At 60.3% G+C, this 18759-nt stretch carries 14 protein-coding genes; all 14 read left to right on the forward strand.

Annotation, left to right across the window (positions count from 1 at the left end; genetic code table 11):
* The first annotated feature begins 65 nt into the window (after positions 1-65).
* The 14 genes from KGB20_RS27880 (at position 66) to mdoH (ending at position 18609) form a co-directional block, all read left to right on the forward strand.
* Positions 66-917 carry an ABC transporter permease gene (locus KGB20_RS27880; protein WP_008058061.1) on the forward strand — a complete coding sequence of 284 codons (852 nt, stop codon included), beginning with the start codon at positions 66-68 and terminating at the stop codon, positions 915-917.
* Positions 914-1744 (forward strand): glycine betaine/L-proline ABC transporter ATP-binding protein, encoded by an 831-nt coding sequence (locus KGB20_RS27885; RefSeq protein ID WP_052961897.1) that lies wholly within the window; start codon positions 914-916, stop codon positions 1742-1744. The genes KGB20_RS27880 and KGB20_RS27885 overlap by 4 nt, the downstream gene beginning before the upstream one ends.
* Positions 1745-1886: 142 nt before the next feature.
* Complete coding sequence (gene hutH / locus KGB20_RS27890; protein WP_150811985.1) at positions 1887-3410, forward strand: histidine ammonia-lyase; 1524 nt, start codon at positions 1887-1889, stop codon at positions 3408-3410.
* Between the two features lie 114 nt (positions 3411-3524).
* On the forward strand, positions 3525-5057 hold the full coding sequence (gene hutH, locus KGB20_RS27895) for a histidine ammonia-lyase (RefSeq protein ID WP_090452629.1): 1533 nt from the start codon (positions 3525-3527) through the stop codon (positions 5055-5057).
* A gap of 109 nt (positions 5058-5166) precedes the next feature.
* Positions 5167-6573: an amino acid permease gene (locus KGB20_RS27900; RefSeq protein ID WP_102672199.1), complete on the forward strand. Its 1407-nt coding sequence runs from the start codon at positions 5167-5169 to the stop codon at positions 6571-6573.
* A 17-nt stretch (positions 6574-6590) separates the two neighbouring features.
* A complete protein-coding gene (gene hutI, locus KGB20_RS27905) occupies positions 6591-7796 on the forward strand; it encodes an imidazolonepropionase (RefSeq protein WP_154861204.1) in 1206 nt (401 codons plus the stop codon).
* A 10-nt stretch (positions 7797-7806) separates the two neighbouring features.
* Entirely contained in the window at positions 7807-8610 is an 804-nt protein-coding gene (gene hutG / locus KGB20_RS27910) for an N-formylglutamate deformylase (protein WP_150811983.1), read from the forward strand.
* 263 nt (positions 8611-8873) lie between these two features.
* Entirely contained in the window at positions 8874-9830 is a 957-nt protein-coding gene (locus tag KGB20_RS27915; RefSeq protein WP_154910699.1) for a choline ABC transporter substrate-binding protein, read from the forward strand.
* Positions 9831-9991: 161 nt separating this feature from the next.
* Positions 9992-10897: an alpha/beta hydrolase gene (locus tag KGB20_RS27920; protein WP_154910698.1), complete on the forward strand. Its 906-nt coding sequence runs from the start codon at positions 9992-9994 to the stop codon at positions 10895-10897.
* A gap of 116 nt (positions 10898-11013) precedes the next feature.
* On the forward strand, positions 11014-12216 hold the full coding sequence (locus KGB20_RS27925; protein ID WP_154910697.1) for a hypothetical protein: 1203 nt from the start codon (positions 11014-11016) through the stop codon (positions 12214-12216).
* A gap of 288 nt (positions 12217-12504) precedes the next feature.
* Positions 12505-13476 carry a prolyl aminopeptidase gene (pip, locus tag KGB20_RS27930; protein WP_150811979.1) on the forward strand — a complete coding sequence of 324 codons (972 nt, stop codon included), beginning with the start codon at positions 12505-12507 and terminating at the stop codon, positions 13474-13476.
* Complete coding sequence (dtd, locus tag KGB20_RS27935) at positions 13473-13910, forward strand: D-aminoacyl-tRNA deacylase (protein WP_154910696.1); 438 nt, start codon at positions 13473-13475, stop codon at positions 13908-13910. The genes pip and dtd overlap by 4 nt, the downstream gene beginning before the upstream one ends.
* A gap of 321 nt (positions 13911-14231) precedes the next feature.
* Positions 14232-16046: a glucan biosynthesis protein G gene (locus KGB20_RS27940; protein WP_223533232.1), complete on the forward strand. Its 1815-nt coding sequence runs from the start codon at positions 14232-14234 to the stop codon at positions 16044-16046.
* The gene (mdoH, locus tag KGB20_RS27945; protein ID WP_154910695.1) at positions 16039-18609 is read left to right on the forward strand and encodes a glucans biosynthesis glucosyltransferase MdoH; all 2571 of its coding nucleotides are present in this window, start codon (positions 16039-16041) and stop codon (positions 18607-18609) included. The genes KGB20_RS27940 and mdoH overlap by 8 nt, the downstream gene beginning before the upstream one ends.
* Positions 18610-18759 lie beyond the last annotated feature (150 nt).

The raw sequence follows: 18759 nt of genomic DNA on the forward strand, positions 1-18759 counted from the left end.
GCTTCTCCGGCTGTCGGCAACGGCAGTCGGACGCTTGATCGCAACCCCTTGATTGAGAGTCTCTTATGTTTCCCGAAAGCTTTACCTTTTCCATCGCCGACTGGGTCAACGGTTGGGTCGATTCGCTGGTTACCAACTACGGCGACGTTTTCCGCAGCATCTCCGACACCTTGCTGTGGGCCATCGTCAATCTTGAAGGCCTGCTGCGTGCTGCACCCTGGTGGCTGATGCTGGCGATCGTGGCCGGTGTGGCCTGGCACGCGACCCGCAAGGTTGTGACCACCGCCGTCATCGTTGGTTTGCTGTTCCTGGTGGGCGCGGTCGGCCTCTGGGACAAGCTGATGCAGACCCTGGCGCTGATGATGGTGGCCACGGTCATTTCGGTGCTGATCGGCATCCCGTTGGGCATCCTCTCGGCGCGCAGCAATCGACTGCGTTCGGTGCTGATGCCGTTGCTGGACATCATGCAGACCATGCCGAGCTTCGTGTACCTGATCCCGGTTCTGATGCTGTTCGGCCTGGGCAAGGTCCCGGCGATTTTCGCCACGGTGATCTACGCCGCACCACCACTGATCCGTCTGACCGATCTGGGCATTCGCCAAGTCGACGGCGAAGTGATGGAAGCGATCAACGCCTTCGGTGCCAACCGCTGGCAGCAACTGTTCGGCGTGCAACTGCCACTGGCCCTGCCGAGCATCATGGCCGGGATCAACCAGACCACCATGATGGCCCTGTCGATGGTGGTGATCGCCTCGATGATCGGTGCCCGTGGCCTGGGTGAAGACGTGCTGGTGGGGATTCAGACCCTCAACGTCGGGCGTGGCCTTGAAGCCGGTCTGGCGATCGTGATTCTGGCTGTGGTGATCGACCGCATTACACAGGCGTATGGTCGCGCACGGCATGAGGTGAGCAAATGAACAACGCAACCGTGAGCAAGATCGAAGTCAAGAACGTCTTCAAGATTTTCGGCAACCGTTCCAAGGATGCGCTGGCCATGATCGGCCAGGGCAAGACCAAGGACCAGGTTCTGGCCGAAACCGGCTGCGTGGTCGGCGTGAACGACCTGTCGCTGAGCATCGGCAGCGGCGAGATCTTCGTGATCATGGGCCTGTCGGGCTCAGGCAAGTCGACCCTGGTGCGCCACTTCAACCGCCTGATCGACCCGACCAGCGGCGCGATCCTGGTGGACGGCGTGGACATCCTGCAATACGACATGGAAGCCCTGCGCGAATTTCGTCGGCGCAAGATCAGCATGGTGTTCCAGAGCTTTGGCCTGTTGCCGCACAAGAGCGTGCTGGACAACGTCGCCTACGGCTTGAAAATCCGTGGCGAAAGCAAAGCCATGTGCGCTGAGCGTGCGCTGCACTGGATCAACACCGTGGGCCTCAAGGGCTACGAAAACAAATACCCGCACCAGCTATCCGGCGGCATGCGTCAGCGTGTGGGCCTGGCCCGCGCCCTGGCGGCGGACACTGACATCATCCTGATGGACGAAGCGTTCAGCGCCCTCGACCCGCTGATCCGCGCGGAGATGCAGGACCAGTTGCTGGAACTGCAAAAGACCCTGCACAAGACCATCGTCTTCATCACCCACGACCTCGACGAGGCCGTGCGCATCGGCAACCGCATCGCGATTCTCAAGGACGGCCGCCTGATCCAGGTCGGCACGCCAAGGGAGATCCTGCATTCGCCGGCGGATGAGTATGTCGACCGCTTTGTGCAGCGTCGGGCGGCGGTGGTTTAACGAGATTTGCAGTGAATTGGCGGGCCTCTTCGCGAGCAAGCCCGCTCCCACAGTTGATCGCGTTCCAATGTGGGAGCGGGCTTGCTCGCGAAGGCGGCGGTAGAGCTGCATCAACATTCAGGTTGTACGCACGAGGTTAATGATGTCCCAGGCTGAAAAAATCGTTATCACCGAGTCGCAGGTCAGTTGGCAGGATGTGGTCGCCGTTGCTCGTCATGGCGCACAGCTTGAACTGTCGGCACCGATCTGGGCGCGCATCGAAAACGCACAGGCCATCGTCCAGCGCATCGTCACCAGCGGCGAACGTGCCTACGGCATCAACACCGGCCTGGGCGCGCTGTGCAACGTTTCGCTGCAGGACGAACAACTCAGCCAGTTGTCGCGCAACACCTTGCTCAGCCACGCTTGCGGCGTGGGTGCACCGCTGACCGACGAGCAGACCCGCTCGATCATGTGCGCGGCCATCGTCAACTACAGCCACGGCAAATCCGGCCTGCACCGTCAGGTCGTCGAAGCGCTGCTGGCGCTGCTCAACCGGGGCATCACCCCGCAGGTGCCGTCCCAGGGGTCCGTGGGTTACCTGACTCACATGGCGCACATCGGCATCGCGCTGCTGGGCGTGGGCAATGTCAGCTATCGCGGGCAGATCGTTTCCGCGCAGCAAGCGCTGGCCGAAGAAGGTCTGCAACCGGTCAAGCTCGGTGCCAAGGACGGTTTGTGCCTGGTCAACGGTACGCCGTGCATGAGCGGCCTGAGCTGCCTGGCGATTGCCGATGCCACGCGCCTGCTGGAATGGGCCGACGTAATCGGCGCCATGAGCTTCGAAGCCCAGCGCGGGCAGATCGATGCGTTCGACGCGGAGATCATCGCGCTCAAGCCGCACCCGGGCATGCAACAGGTCGGGATCAACCTTCGGGCCTTGCTCGACGGCAGCGAAGTGATCGCCCAGAGCAAAGGCATTCGCACCCAGGATGCCCTGAGCATTCGCTCGATCCCGCAGGTGCACGGTGCTGCGCGCGATCAACTGGTGCACGCGATCAAACAGATCGAAACCGAGCTCAACGGCGCCACCGACAACCCGCTGGTGCTGGGTACCGCGGACAATTACCGGGTGGTGTCCCAGGCCAACCCTCATGGCCAGTCCGTGGCAATGGCGGCGGACCTGCTGGCGATCGCCATGGCGGAAATCGGCTCCATCGCCGAGCGTCGTCTGGACCGTTTGATCAACCCGCACGTCAGCGGCCTGCCGGCTTTCCTGGTGGCCAACCCGGGTGTGAACTCCGGGATGATGATCGTGCAATACGTGGCCGCTTCGCTGTGCGCGGAGAACCGTCAATTGGCGCAACCGGCAGTCCTCGACAATTACGTCACTTCCGGACTTCAGGAAGATCACCTGAGCCTGGGCACCAACGCTGCGCTGAAGCTGCATCGCGCCTTGGAAAACTGCACGCAGATCCTCGCCATCGAGTATTTGCTGGCGGCCCAGGCGTTTGAATTCTTGAAGGAACAACGCTTTGGTGCGGGCACCGATACCGCTTGGCGTCTGCTGCGTGAGCGAGTGCCTGCCTACGACCAGGACCGCTGGCTGGCACCAGACATTGCCGCCGCTGCCGCGGTATTGAAAGACCCGATTTTGCTGCACAACGCTTTTCCAGACCTGAACTGATTTCAACAACACCAGCGTGCCAAGGCGCGGCTCCCTAAAAGGTAGACGCGACGGACAACGGACATCTCCGGAGCGTCTGGTGAGTTAATAACAACTCTCAAAAGGAGCAAAAAAATGACTGCGCTAAACCTGATTCCCGGCCAACTGACCCTCGCCCAACTGCGTGACGTCTATCAGCAGCCGGTGAAACTGACCCTCGACAACAGCGCCTCGGCCCAGATCGAAGCCAGCGTTGCCTGCGTGGAACAGATCCTCGCCGAGAACCGCACCGCCTACGGAATCAACACCGGTTTCGGTCTGCTGGCCTCGACCCGCATTGCCAGCGAAGACCTGGAAAACCTGCAGCGCTCGCTGGTGCTGTCCCACGCCGCCGGTGTCGGCCAGCCGATCAGCGATGAGCTGGTGCGTCTGATCATGGTGCTCAAGGTCAACAGCCTGAGCCGTGGTTTCTCTGGCATCCGCCGTGTGGTGATCGACGCGCTGATCGCCCTGATCAATGCCGAGGTTTACCCGCACATTCCATTGAAAGGCTCGGTCGGTGCTTCCGGTGACCTGGCGCCTCTGGCCCATATGTCGCTGGTGCTGCTGGGTGAAGGCAAGGCTCGCTACAAGGGCGAGTGGATGGAAGCCACTGAAGCGCTGAAAGTTGCTGGTCTGACCCCGCTGACTCTGGCTGCGAAAGAAGGTCTGGCGCTGCTCAACGGCACTCAGGTGTCCACCGCATTTGCCCTGCGTGGCCTGTTCGAAGGTGAAGACCTGTTTGCTGGTGCCCTGGCACTGGGCGGCCTGACCGTTGAAGCGGTCCTGGGCTCGCGTTCGCCGTTCGACGCCCGTATCCATGCTGCCCGTGGCCAGAAAGGCCAGATCGACGCCGCCGCCGCTTATCGCGACCTGCTGGGCGAGCGCAGCGAAGTTTCCGACTCCCATGAAAACTGCGAGAAGGTACAAGACCCGTACTCCCTGCGTTGCCAGCCACAAGTCATGGGTGCCTGCCTGACCCAGTTCCGTCAAGCGGCCGAAGTACTGGCGATCGAATCCAACGCCGTTTCCGACAACCCGTTGGTTTTCGCCGCTGAAGGTGACGTGATCTCCGGTGGCAACTTCCACGCCGAGCCGGTGGCCATGGCCGCTGACAACATGGCATTGGCCATCGCTGAAATCGGTTCCCTGAGCGAGCGCCGTATCTCGCTGATGATGGACAAGCACATGTCGCAACTGCCGCCGTTCCTGGTGGCCAACGGCGGTGTGAACTCCGGCTTCATGATCGCCCAGGTGACTGCAGCGGCATTGGCCAGCGAGAACAAGGCGTTGTCCCATCCGCATTCGGTGGACAGCCTGCCGACTTCTGCCAACCAGGAAGACCACGTATCGATGGCTCCGGCGGCTGGCAAGCGCCTGTGGGAAATGGCCGAGAACACCCGTGGGATTCTCGCGGTGGAATGGCTGGCGGCAGCCCAGGGCCTGGACCTGCGCAATGGTCTGAAGACTTCGCCAAAACTGGAAAAAGCCCGTGCCATTCTGCGTAACGAAGTGCCGTTCTATGAGAAGGACCGCTTCTTTGCACCGGATATCAACGCTGCGAGCGAGTTGCTGGCTTCCCGTTGCCTGAACGAGCTGGTTTCGGCGAAGTTGCTGCCTAGCCTGTAATTGCCCCTTCGCGAGCAAGCCCGCTCCCACATGGATTGCGTTGAACCTGTAGGAGCTGGCTTGCCAGCGATTCGATTTTGCGTCGGATAACAATAATTAGGGACGAGAAATGCAACAGCCAGAAAAAGGTTTGAAACGCGGGCTCTCTGCCCGACATATTCGCTTCATGGCGCTGGGGTCGGCAATCGGCACCGGGCTGTTTTATGGATCTGCCTCGGCCATTCAAATGGCCGGTCCTGCGGTACTGCTCGCTTACCTGATCGGTGGCGCGGCGGTGTTCATGGTCATGCGCGCCCTCGGTGAGATGGCGGTGCACAACCCGGTGGCCGGCTCTTTCGGCCAGTACGCCAGCACCTACCTGGGGCCGATGGCGGGCTTCATCCTCGGTTGGACCTACGCATTCGAAATGGTCATCGTCGGCATGGCCGATGTCACTGCATTCGGTATCTACATGGGCTTCTGGTTTCCGGAGGTTTCCCGCTGGATCTGGGTGCTGGGTGTCGTTTCCATCGTTGGCGGCCTGAACCTGTGCAACGTCAAAGTCTTCGGTGAAATGGAGTTCTGGTTGTCGCTGCTCAAGGTCGCCGCCATCGTCGCGATGATCCTGGGTGGTTTCGGCATCATGTGGTTCGGCATCAGCTCGGCCCCCGGCCAAGCGACCGACATCAGCAACCTCTGGAGCCACGGCGGCTTCATGCCCAATGGCATGGGCGGTCTGATCGCTTCGTTCGCGGTGGTGATGTTTGCGTTTGGCGGTATTGAGATCATCGGCGTAACGGCAGGTGAAGCCAAAGACCCGCAGCACGTGCTGCCCCGGGCGATCAATGCTGTACCGTTGCGGATCCTGCTGTTCTATGTGCTGACGATGCTGGTGCTGATGTCGATCTTTCCATGGCAGCAGATCGGCAGCCAGGGCAGCCCGTTCGTGCAGATTTTCGACAAGCTGGGGATCAGCTCGGCGGCCACCATCCTCAACATCGTGGTGATCACGGCGGCGATTTCGGCGATCAACAGTGACATCTTCGGCGCTGGCCGCATGATGTTCGGTCTGGCCCAGCAAGGGCATGCACCCAAAGGCTTCGCGCGCCTGTCGCGCAATGGCGTGCCATGGATGACGGTCGTGGTGATGAGTGCCGCGTTGTTGCTGGGCGTGCTGCTGAACTACCTGATCCCGGAAAACGTGTTCCTGCTGATCGCTTCCGTCGCGACCTTTGCCACCGTGTGGGTCTGGCTGATGATTCTGGTGACCCAAGTGGCCATGCGCCGGTCCATGAGCGCCGAGCAGGTTGCACAACTGAAGTTTCCGGTACCGCTCTGGCCTTATGCACCGGCGGCGGCGATTGCCTTCATGCTGTTCATTTTCGGCGTGCTGGGCTATTTCCCGGACACCCAGGCAGCGCTGATCGTCGGCGTGGTCTGGATCGTGTTGCTGGTGCTGGCTTACCTGACGTGGGTGAAACCGGCGGCGGGCCAGGCAGCCCTGGTGACGCAGGATCCTACTTTTTCTCATCGATAACCTAATGGAGGCCAAGGATGAAAACTCTCTGGCAACACTGTCACGTCGCAACCATGGCACAAGGCGTCTACTCGATCATCGAGGATGCGGCCATCGTGACGTCAGGAGCGCACATTGAGTGGATCGGCCCGCGCGGTGAGTTGCCGGCGGGCGAGTACCCGGCCGTCAATGATTTGAACGGGGCTTGGGTCACGCCGGGCCTGATCGACTGCCACACTCACACGGTGTTCGGCGGTAACCGCAGCGGTGAATTCGAACAGCGCCTGCAAGGCGTCAGCTACGCGGAAATCGCCGCCAGTGGCGGCGGTATCGCCAGCACCGTACGCGCCACCCGCGCAGCCAGCGAAGATGAACTGTTCGCCAGTGCCGCCAAGCGCCTGAAAAGCCTGATGCGTGATGGCGTTACCAGCATCGAAATCAAGTCCGGCTACGGCCTGGACCTGGCCAGCGAGCGCAAGATGCTGCGTGTGGCCCGTCGCCTCGGCGCCGAACTGCCGGTCAGCGTGCGCAGCACCTGCCTGGCGGCTCACGCCTTGCCGCCGGAGTACAAGGATCGCGCTGACGACTATATCGATCACATCTGCGCCGACATGCTCCCGGCCCTGGCTGCCGAAGGGCTGGTCGACGCCGTGGATGCGTTTTGCGAGTACCTGGCGTTCTCCCCGGCGCAGGTCGAGCGGGTGTTCATTACCGCCCAGGCACTGGGCCTGCCAGTGAAGCTGCACGCCGAGCAGTTGTCGTCGCTGCATGGCTCGAGCCTGGCGGCGCGCTATCACGCGTTGTCCGCCGATCACCTGGAGTTCATGACCGAGGACGACGCCATCGCCATGGCCAAGTCCGGTACGGTCGCGGTGCTGTTGCCCGGCGCCTTTTACTTCCTGCGTGAAACCCAATTGCCGCCGATGGAAGCCCTGCGCAAGCACGGCGTGAAAATCGCCATCGCCAGCGACCTCAACCCGGGCACCTCGCCGGCGCTGTCGTTACGCCTGATGCTGAACATGGCTTGCACCTGCTTCCGCATGACCCCGGAAGAAGCCCTGGCCGGCGCGACGATTCATGCCGCCACCGCGCTGGGCATGGCCGATACTCATGGTTCGCTGGAGGTCGGCAAGGTCGCGGATTTTGTCGCTTGGCAAATCGATCGCCCGGCCGACCTGTGTTACTGGCTGGGCGGCGACCTGGAAAAACGCGTCGTGCGCCACGGCGTCGAATCAAGTCTGTAGGAGATCTGTTGTGGATAAGGTTCTGAACTTCAAACAAGGCCGCGTACCGCTGCTGATCAGCATGCCCCACGCTGGCGTGCGCCTGACGCCTGCGGTCGAAGCCGGGTTGATCCCTGACGCGAAAAGCCTGCCGGACACCGACTGGCACATCCCGCAGCTTTACGACTTCGCCGCGGAACTGGGTGCAAGCACCCTGGCGGCCGAGTACTCGCGGTTCGTCATCGACCTTAACCGACCGTCCGACGACAAGCCTTTGTACGTGGGCGCGACCACCGGCCTGTACCCGGCAACGCTGTTCGACGGCATTCCGTTGTTCCGCGAAGGGCTGGAGCCTTCTGCCGATGAGCGCGCGACTTATCTGGAGCAGATCTGGACGCCATACCACAGCACCTTGCAGCAGGAACTGGCGCGACTGAAGGCCGAGTTCGGCTATGCGCTGCTGTTCGATGCGCACTCGATCCGTTCGATCATCCCGCACCTGTTCGACGGCAAGTTGCCGGACTTCAACCTCGGCACCTTCAACGGCGCCAGTTGCGATCCACAGCTTGCGACCCGACTGGAAGCGATCTGCGCGCTTCACGACAACTACACCCACGTACTCAACGGGCGCTTCAAGGGCGGGCACATCACCCGCCATTACGGCAATCCGGCCGAGAACATCCACGCGGTGCAACTGGAGTTGGGGCAGTGCACCTACATGGAAGAGTTCGAGCCGTTCCGCTATCGCCCGGATCTGGCGGAACCGACGCGGTTGGTGCTCAAGGAGTTGCTGCAAGGCTTGCTGGCCTGGGGTGAAAAACACTACAAGCGCTAAGCCTGACGCGTAACCCTGTGGGAGCGAGCTTGCTCGCGATAGCGGTCTGTCTGTTACATCTATGTCGACTTATCCACCGCCATCGCGAGCAAGCTCGCTCCCACAGGTAAGTGTTCATTTTGAAAGCGCGACGTAACAGTCGCCACCGTGCAAAACACGGTCGCCACAGGTCGCTTTTACCGCTCGTCTGCTGCGTAATGTTCTGGCCACGGTGCACAAAGACACCGGCCTCACAATAATCGCTGCCGCACGAGATGCTCTCTATGACAAGCACCAAAGGTTTGTTCGCCCGCTGTCTCTCAATCCTCTGCGGCACGGCTCTCCTGAGCACCAGCGCCCTGGCCGCTGACGACGCCTCCTGCAAAACAGTGCGCATGGGCGTGGTCAACTGGACCGATGTGATCGCCACCAGCGGCATGGCCGACGTGTTGCTCAATGGCCTCGGCTACGAAAGCAAACAGACCAGTGCCGTTCAGCAAATCATCTTCGCCGGGATCCGCGACAAGCGCCTGGACATTTTCCTTGGTTACTGGAAACCGGCGATGGACAAAAACATCGCGCCGTTCCTGGCCGCCAATCAGGTCAAAGTCATGGACAAACCGAGCCTGGCTGATGCCCAGGCCACCCTTGCAGTCCCTGACTATGTAGCAGCGGCGGGCCTGAAGACCTTCTCCGACATCGCCAGATTCAAGGATCAGCTTGGGGGCAAGATCTACGGCATCGAGCCGGGCAGCGGCGCCAACACCACGATCAAGACCATGATCGAAACCAATCACTTCGGCCTGAAGGATTTCAAACTGATCGAGTCCGGTGAAGCCGGCATGCTCGCCGCCGTACAGCGCGCCGTGAATCGCAAGGAGTTCGTGGTGTTCGTCGGTTGGACTCCACACCCGATGAACATCAACATGCAGATCGCCTACCTGACCGGCAGCGAAGACGTGTACGGCCCGAATGAAGGTGCAGCGACCGTTTCCACCGTAACCGCGCCGGATTACGCCCAGCGCTGCCCGAACGTCAATCGACTGCTGGAAAACCTGACCTTCACCGCCGCCCAGGAAAGCCAGTTGATGGTGCCGATCATGGAGCGCCAAACGGCTCAGGATGTCGCGAAAAAATGGCTGCGCGAGCATCCGGAAGATCTCCAGCGCTGGCTGGCGGGTGTCAGCAGTTTTGATGGCAAGGATGGCGTGACCATGGTTCAGGCCAGTCTGAAAAACTGACACCTTTCCAGATGTTTGCAAAACCTGCGGGAGCGAGCTTGCTCGCGATGGCGCCCTCACATTCAACATCTATGTTGCCTGTCAGTTCGCAATCGCGAGCAAGCTCGCTCCCACAGGTCATAAGTACGTCTTAAAAACCTGAACAGGCTTGCACCAGTCTTATGGCTCCTTATCCACTTTCCGAGCAGATGACGGCTTTCGTCGAGAAAACCGTCAGTTTCAACAGCACTGACGGCAGCCCCGACGGTCTGCGCCAGGCCTACAGCGAGATGTGCCGGGCATTTACCCCTGCACGCCCTGCCGGGTTGCACGTGGTCGATTTCGAGTTGGCCGGTGTTGCTGTTCGTTCCTATCAACCAGCGACCAGCGGTGCGTCGTGCGTCGTTTATCTACATGGTGGTGGCTGGGTGGTGGGGGACCTGGATTCCCACGACTTCATTTGCGCGGAACTGGCCTCGACCCTCGGCGTGTTGGTGATTGCCGTCGATTACCGTCTGGCGCCGGAACATCCGTTTCCGGCGGCCTTCGACGATTGCCTCAAAGTCTGGCGAGCACTGCGCACCGGGCCGTTTAAACTTGACCCTGCGCGTACGCTGGTGGTCGGCGACAGTGCCGGTGGCAACCTCGCGGCAGCGTTGTGCCTGGCGCTGCGCGATGCCGGCGAGCCGGTGCCGTGCGCGCAGGTCCTGATCTATCCGGGGTTGGGCGGCGATCAACGGCTGCCGTCGCGCAGTGAGTGCATCGACGCGCCGTTACTCAGCACCAGTGACGTCGATTGCTATCACGCGCTTTACCTGCAGGGCACCCGCCATCCGAACGCCTACGCCATGCCATTGCTTGCCACGGATTTCAGCAGACTGCCACCGGCATGGATCGCCGTGGCGCAATTCGATCCGTTGCGCGATGACGGCGTGCTGTATGCCGAGCGACTGAACGCTGCCGGTGTGACGGCGACGCTGTATTACGGCGAAGGGCTGGTACACGGTTGTTTGCGGGCGCGGGGGCAGGTAGCCGAGGTGGATGTGTTGTATGAAAGGTTGCTCGGATACCTGGCTGTAAAGCTCTGATCTACAGCAACCGTTTGTCGAGACTGTTATTTCTGACAGGTCATTAATTTTTTGCTTCACGTTAAAACACTTCTGGAACGCAGGCGATCGTGCCTGCCCACAGGAGCAAGAAAATCATGGCACGTACAAACATGGATACGAAGGATAGTGCGGCGGACTCTCGCGAACGTGCGGTGGCTACAAAACCGCCTGCCCCCGAAATGCTCTGGCCAAAAGAAGGTATCGAGCACGACGGAGGTTTTGTTCGTTGCGCAGGCACCTGCCTGGAAGGTGCCGTTGTCCAGATGTTGATCCTCCCTGATACCACATGGAAAGATGTGCCGGCGATCGGGACTAATTGGAGTCTTACGCTAGAAAAGATGGTGCCTGGAGTCCAGCGCCTCCACGTACGGCAAATCCTCGACGCTGCTATTTCAGATCCAACTCCAGTGCGCGAGATCATTGTGCGCGAGCCGTCCTCCAATGTACCCCCGCCGGTGGTAACCCTTCCGCTCGTCAACAGCCTTATGCCAATCAACCAGGAAGTGCGGTTCGAGGGAACCTGCGAACCAGGCGCGAGTGTGTACATCCGCGATGTCGACGAAACCTTGATCGGGGAAGCCAGCGTCACCGGCACCACATGGTCTTTTGAACACATCTGGACTAGTAGTGAAGTTGTCTATATCAAAATCGTACAGTCAGTAAGTAACGTGTTGTCTGACCCGACGGAGCGCTGGATTGGCGTAGGACTGGGGAACGACAGGATCGAAGTGACCGTGACGGAGCCTGAGGCCGAAAATGTCAATGTTCCCTTTGGAGGTTATCTTGATTTGGAGGGTACCTGCACGCCCTGTTCGAATGCGGGGAGTGTTATCCAGGTGGAGATTGTTCGAATTGGATTATATACAGGTTATGTAGTGGGCAATCGTTGGGTGGTCCGCCGCGTCGGACCATTTACTTCTCGTCCTCCTGAATTCGAACGCCTGATGGTTTATGTGCAAGATGGAGCCGAAAAGAGGATTCCGTCTCGTCGTGTCCCCCTCTTTGTCACCACTGAGCCGGTCGGCGTCAAGCCCCCTCCGCCATCGATCAGGGTGCCTGTATCAGGAGGCACATATCCCATCGGCGGCATGGCTATCGACGGTATTTGCGAAGTGGGAGCGACTGTCGAGCTTTTGGATGAAAGAGGTGTCAAGTTGAACGATGCATTAGTGGTGGATAACAAGTGGTACACATCGTTTACTTGGGGCCCAGGAGTTCATCGCATCAAAGCGTGGCAGAAGAAAGGCGACATTGTTTCCGAGCCAAGTGTACTCGTTGAGTTCACTGTGACGCCGTAGAATGGGTGATGTACTTGAGTTCATCATTCGATAGCGCCTGAACCAGGATTGCGGCTCAACGCTCCAAAAAACCGCTGTTTCAGTCGTGCGCTGAAATAGCGGTTTTCTTTATTGCATACGAATGCCTTCACAGGCTTCATTTTCGGGCGCGAGCCTGAGTGCGACAGGTATCCAGAGCCCTCAATCTCTCCAAGGACATGCTCATCGCTCCATTCGGGTTTATGATGCCCAACGGCAGAATAATAGAAGTCCCCCCAGGGATGACCTCGACCCCTTACGGAGTGCGCAATGCAGACTTTGTACCCGCAGATCAAACCCCACGCCCGGCACGATCTGGCCGTCGACGAGACCCACACGCTGTATGTCGACGAAAGCGGTTCACCGGAAGGTTTGCCGGTGGTGTTCATCCACGGCGGCCCCGGGGCCGGTTGTGATGCCCAGAGTCGGTGCTACTTCGATCCAAATCTTTATCGCATCGTCACCTTCGACCAGCGCGGTTGTGGTCGCTCGACCCCCCACGCCAGCCTGGAAAACAACACCACCTGGGACCTGGTCGCCGACCTCGAGCGGATTCGCCAGCATCTGGGCATCGACAAATGGGTGCTGTTTGGTGGCTCCTGGGGTTCGACCCTGGCGCTGGCCTACGCGCAAACCCATCCTGAGCGTGTGCACGGCCTGATCCTGCGCGGGATCTTTCTCTGCCGTCCGCAAGAAATCGAATGGTTCTACCAGGCCGGCGCCAGCCGCCTGTTCCCCGATTACTGGCAGGACTACATCGCGCCGATCCCGCTGGACGAGCGCGACGACTTGCTCACCGCGTTCCACAAGCGCCTGGTCGGCAATGACCAGATCGCCCAGATGCACGCAGCCAAGGCCTGGTCCACCTGGGAGGGCCGCACCGCGACCCTGCGTCCGAACCCGATGGTGGTCGATCGCTTCTCCGAGCCACAACGTGCCTTGTCGATTGCCCGCATCGAATGCCACTACTTCAGTAACAACGCCTTCCTGGAGCAGAATCAGCTGATCCGCGACATGGGCAAGATCGCCCATTTGCCCGGCGTGATCATTCATGGTCGCTACGACGTGATCTGCCCGCTGGATAACGCCTGGGAATTGCATCAAGCCTGGCCGAACAGCGAATTGCAGGTCATCCGCGATGCCGGTCATGCCGCTTCCGAGCCGGGCATCACCGACGCGCTGGTACGCGCCGCCAATCAGATGGCCCGGCGTCTGCTCGACCTGCCGCCTGAAGAAGCATGAAGGGCCTGTTGCAGCGGGTGCGCGGCGCGCGGGTCGAGGTCGCGGGCGAGATCGTGGGTGCCGTCGATCAGGGATTGCTGGTCCTGGTAGCCGTCGAGCCCGACGATACGCGGGCCAGCGCTGACAAACTCCTTAATAAGCTGCTTAACTATCGGGTATTCAGTGACGCTGAGGGCAAGATGAATCTGTCCTTGGCGGATGTGGGCGGCGGGCTGCTGCTGGTCTCCCAGTTCACTCTGGCTGCCGATACAAAAAACGGGCTGCGTCCGAGTTTCTCGACCGCGGCCCCTCCGGAGTTGGGCGAGGAACTGTTCGACTATCTATTAAGCAAAGCGAAACAGGTGCATGGCACTGTGGCATCAGGTAGATTCGGCGCGGATATGCAGGTGCACCTGATCAATGATGGCCCGGTAACCTTCCTGTTACAGACCTGAAAGCGCTTGAAACAAGTTTTTGCGTTCATTTCGGCTGAAAACAGGGCTTTTTCGCGATAAATACTTTGTTACCCCTGATGCGTTGTAACGCGGCCTACTAGATAATCCCGCGCTACGGGGATCAGCGTTCGTTGGTCCATTTTGACTTAGGTAGAGACTTGTCCGGATCCGATTGGGGAATCATTTCGCCACAGCGGAGTCGGAACAATGCTCGCCAACTTGGCAAGAGTGGTTTGCAAGGGCGGTTTTTTCATACCGTACACCGTGCAGGCCCTTTAACTGGCCGTTGGTTTTTTGATCTGTTTTCGGCGAGGGTTGCTCGTGATTGTTAGTCCCTGTAACGCACCAAAATTGTCTGCCAAACGGTTACGCAGCGCCCTGGTAGCGGGCTCTGCACTGCTCTGCCTGCTCAGCGCCGGTCAGCTTTGGGCATTCAGTCTGGATGATGTATCGGTCAAGGCAAAAGAACTGGCCGCGCAGAAATTCGAAGCGCCGCGCAGTAACCTGCCGAACGAGTTCCGCGACATGAAATTCGCGGACTATCAGAAAATTCGTTTTCTGACGGAAAAAGCCGAGTGGGCTGACCAGAAGACGCCGTTCAAGCTGTCCTTCTATCACCAGGGCATGCATTTCGATACGCCGGTGAAAATCAACGAAATCACCGCGAACACCGTCGAAGAGATCAAATACGATCCGAGTCGTTTCGACTTCGGCGATATGAAGTTCGATCCAAAGGCCACCGAACAACTGGGTTATGCCGGTTTCCGTGTGCTGTACCCGATCAACAAGGCCGACAAGCAAGACGAAATCATGACCATGCTTGGCGCGAGCTACTTCCGCGTCGTCGGCAAGGGTCATGTCTATGGTTTGTCCGCTCGCGGCATGGCGCTTGATACCGCATTGCCGTCCGGCGAAGAATTCCCGCGTTTCCGCGAGTTCTGGATTCAGCAGCCCAAGCCGGGCGACAAGCACCTGGTGATCTTCGCCCTGCTGGATTCTCCTCGTGCCACCGGTGCCTACCGCCTGACCCTGCGTCCGGGCAGCGACACCATCGTCGACGTCGAGGCGCAGATGTTCCTGCGTGACAAGGTCGGCAAACTGGGCATCGCCCCGTTGACCAGCATGTTCCTGTTCGGCGCCAACCAACCGTCGAAAGTACTGAACTACCGTCGCGAGCTGCACGATTCCAGCGGTCTGGCGATCCATGCCGGCAACGGCGAGTGGATCTGGCGTCCACTGAACAATCCGAAGCACCTGGCCGTGAGCAACTTCAGCGTTGAAAACCCGCGCGGCTTCGGTCTGCTGCAACGTGGCCGCGACTTCAGCCACTACGAAGACCTCGACGACCGCTACGACAAGCGCCCAAGCGCCTGGATCGAGCCGAAGGGTGACTGGGGCAAGGGCACGGTCGACCTGGTCGAGATTCCGACCGCCGACGAAACCAACGACAACATCGTTGCCTTCTGGAACCCGGAAAAATTGCCGGAACCTGGCCAGCCGCTCGATGTCGCTTATCGTATGCACTGGACCATGGATGAAGCCTCGATTCACGCGCCGGACAGCGCCTGGGTCAAACAGACCCTGCGCTCCACTGGTGACGTCAAACAGTCCAACCTGATTCGTCAGCCGGACGGCAGCGTTGCCTACCTGGTGGACTTTGAAGGCCCGTCCCTGGCGGCTTTGCCGGCCGAAGCGGACGTTCGCAGCCAGGTCAGCGTCGGCGACAACGCCGAGCTGGTGGAAAACAGCGTTCGCTATAATCCTGAAACCAAAGGCTGGCGCCTGACCTTGCGGTTGAAGATCAAGGATCCGAGCAAGTCCACCGAGATGCGTGCCGCGCTGGTGCAGAACATCGTGCCGGCGGACCTGGCCAAGACTTCGATTCCGTCGTCGAACTCGTCGGTTGCCAAGGCCGACAAGGTTGCCGCCAAGCAACAAGAGAAAGCGGACAAGGAAGCCAGGCAAGCGGAGGCCAAACAGGCCGAAGCCAAGCCTGTTGCAGATGCCAAGGACAAGGCCAATAAAGACGCCAAGCAGCCTGTCGCTGCCGACGCGGCCCCAGCCACACCGGAATCGGCCCCGACTGAAGAAGTCCTGACCGAGACCTGGAGCTATCAGTTGCCTGCCGATGAGTAACTCTCAAGTACGGCCAGAAACTCTTTCCGAGTATCTGGCGCATCTGCCGATGACCGACCAGCAGCGCGCGGAACTCGCGGGCTGCAGGTCTTTCAGTGAACTGCATGAGCGTCTGTCGTCCTCGACTTTCGACGCGCCAGCCGAGGCCGCCCAGGCTTCGGTCGGCAAGCGCTTGACCCTGAGCACTGCCGAAGAATTGCAGGACGCCGAAATGCTGGTGCTCGACGCCAGCGGTCGCGTCTGCCTTAAGGCGACCCCACCGATTCGTCGGACCAAGGTCGTGCCGGAGCCGTGGCGCACCAATATTCTGGTGCGCGGCTGGCGGCGTCTGACCGGTCGCACCAATCCGCCGAAGCCGCCGAAAGACGAGAACGTGCTGCCGGCCGCGCGCTGGCGCACCGTCGGTTCGATCCGCCGCTACATTCTGCTGGTACTGATGCTCGGTCAGACCATCGTCGCCGGCTGGTTCATGAAAGGCCTCATGCCTTACCAGGGCTGGTCATTCGTCGACCTCGACGAAGTCTTGCACCAACCGTTACTGCAAACCGCCACCCAAGTGCTGCCATATGCATTGCAGACCAGCATCCTGATCCTGTTCGGGATCCTGTTCTGCTGGGTTTCGGCGGGTTTCTGGACCGCGCTGATGGGCTTTCTCGAGTTGCTAACCGGGCACGATAAATACCGCATCTCCGGTAAAAGTGCTGGTAACGAGCCGATTCCAAAGGATGCGCGCACCGCGCTGGTGATGCCGATCTGCAACGAAGACGTGCCTCGGGTATTCGCCGGTCTGCGTGCAACGTTCGAATCGGTCGCGGCCACGGGTGACCTGGACCGCTTCGACTTCTTCGTCCTCAGCGACAGTAACGACGCCGATATCTGCGTCGCCGAGCAACAGGCCTGGCTGGATGTCTGCCGCGAAGCCGGGGGCTTCGGCAAGATTTTCTATCGCCGCCGTCGTCGTCGCGTAAAACGTAAAAGCGGCAACCTCGACGACTTCTGCCGTCGTTGGGGCGGTGACTACAAGTACATGGTCGTACTCGACGCCGACTCCGTGATGAGCGGTGAGTGCCTGACCAGTCTGGTACGCCTGATGGAAGCCACGCCGGACGCCGGCATCATCCAGACCGCGCCGCGTGCGTCGGGCATGGACACCCTTTATGCGCGCATGCAGCAGTTCGCCACCCGCGTGTACGGGCCGCTGTTCACCGCCGGCCTGCACTTCTGGCAGTTGGGCGAGTCGCACTACTGGGGCCACAACGCGATCATCCGCATGAAGCCGTTCATCGAGCACTGCGCCCTGGCGCCATTGCCCGGTAAAGGCGCATTCGCCGGTGCGATCCTGTCCCACGACTTCGTCGAAGCCGCGCTCATGCGTCGTGCCGGTTGGGGCGTGTGGATTGCCTATGATTTGCCCGGCAGCTATGAAGAACTGCCGCCGAACCTGCTGGACGAACTCAAGCGCGACCGTCGCTGGTGCCACGGCAACCTGATGAACTTCCGCCTGTTCCTGGTCAAGGGCATGCACCCGGTGCACCGCGCGGTGTTCCTGACCGGCGTGATGTCCTACCTGTCGGCGCCGTTGTGGTTCTTCTTCCTGGTGCTGTCGACCGCGCTGCTGGCGGTCAACACGCTGATGGAGCCGCAATACTTCCTCGAACCGCGTCAGCTCTATCCGCTGTGGCCACAATGGCACCCGGACAAGGCCATCGCGCTGTTTTCGACCACCATCGTGCTGCTGTTCCTGCCGAAGCTGTTGAGTATCATCCTGATCTGGGCCAAGGGTGCGAAAGAGTTCGGCGGCAAGTTCAAGGTGACCCTGTCGATGCTCCTGGAGATGCTGTTCTCCATGCTGCTGGCGCCGGTGCGGATGATTTTCCACACCCGTTTCGTACTGGCCGCGTTCCTCGGCTGGGCCGCGACCTGGAACTCGCCGCAGCGTGACGACGACTCCACGCCGTGGAGCGAGGCGGTCAAGCGCCACGGTCCGCAAACCCTGCTGGGCTTCTTCTGGGCCATGCTGGTGATCTGGCTGAACCCGAGCTTCCTGTGGTGGCTGGTGCCGATCGTCGGTTCGTTGATGCTGTCGATCCCGGTGTCGGTGATCTCCAGCCGTGTCGGCCTGGGCCTGAAGTCCCGTGACGAGAACCTGTTCCTGATCCCTGAGGAATACAATCCGCCGCAGGCACTGCTGGCGACCGACCAGTACACCCACGAAAACCGCTGGCACGCGCTGAGCGACGGCTTCGTCCGCTCGGTGGTCGATCCACAGCAGAACGCCCTGGCGTGCTCGTTGGCGACTTCCCGGCACAATCAGTCCGAGCCGATCGAATGGCTGCGGATCGAACGGGTACGGCATGCAATGAAAGTCGGGCCTGAAGGCCTGACCAACAACGAGCGCGTGCAACTGCTGAGCGATCCGGTGGCTCTGGCCCGCCTGCATGAGCAGGTTTGGAGCGAAGGCCATCCAGAGTGGCTGGGCGCCTGGCGCAAGTCGGTGAAGGCCGATCCTCACGCGCCGCTGCTGCCGCTCAAGCCAATGAGCGAACAGCCTCAGTTGGCATAACAAGAAAACCCGCGAAAGCGGGTTTAATGAGATGGTCAGCCTGACCGAGAAGCCCTGCAGGTTTACGCTTGCAGGGCTTTTCTCGTTTTCGGCGGAGGATCTCTCATGAACACGATGACGCTTCTCGGTATCGACATTGGCAAACACAGT

The sequence above is a fragment of the Pseudomonas sp. BF-R-30 genome (genome assembly GCF_019956175.1).
Lineage (GTDB): Bacteria > Pseudomonadota > Gammaproteobacteria > Pseudomonadales > Pseudomonadaceae > Aquipseudomonas > Aquipseudomonas jessenii.

Bases quoted from the DNA above. Each gene is read 5' to 3' on its own strand.
- KGB20_RS27880 (WP_008058061.1), top strand. From the start codon at position 66: ATGTTTCCCGAAAGCTTTACCTTTTCCATCGCCGACTGGGTCAACGGT.
- hutI (WP_154861204.1), top strand. From the start codon at position 6,591: ATGAAAACTCTCTGGCAACACTGTCACGTCGCAACCATGGCACAAGGC.
- KGB20_RS27920 (WP_154910698.1), top strand. From the start codon at position 9,992: ATGGCTCCTTATCCACTTTCCGAGCAGATGACGGCTTTCGTCGAGAAA.
- KGB20_RS27885 (WP_052961897.1), top strand. From the start codon at position 914: ATGAACAACGCAACCGTGAGCAAGATCGAAGTCAAGAACGTCTTCAAG.
- hutH (WP_090452629.1), top strand. From the start codon at position 3,525: ATGACTGCGCTAAACCTGATTCCCGGCCAACTGACCCTCGCCCAACTG.
- dtd (WP_154910696.1), top strand. From the start codon at position 13,473: ATGAAGGGCCTGTTGCAGCGGGTGCGCGGCGCGCGGGTCGAGGTCGCG.
- KGB20_RS27915 (WP_154910699.1), top strand. From the start codon at position 8,874: ATGACAAGCACCAAAGGTTTGTTCGCCCGCTGTCTCTCAATCCTCTGC.
- KGB20_RS27900 (WP_102672199.1), top strand. From the start codon at position 5,167: ATGCAACAGCCAGAAAAAGGTTTGAAACGCGGGCTCTCTGCCCGACAT.
- mdoH (WP_154910695.1), top strand. From the start codon at position 16,039: ATGAGTAACTCTCAAGTACGGCCAGAAACTCTTTCCGAGTATCTGGCG.
- hutH (WP_150811985.1), top strand. From the start codon at position 1,887: ATGTCCCAGGCTGAAAAAATCGTTATCACCGAGTCGCAGGTCAGTTGG.
- pip (WP_150811979.1), top strand. From the start codon at position 12,505: ATGCAGACTTTGTACCCGCAGATCAAACCCCACGCCCGGCACGATCTG.
- KGB20_RS27925 (WP_154910697.1), top strand. From the start codon at position 11,014: ATGGCACGTACAAACATGGATACGAAGGATAGTGCGGCGGACTCTCGC.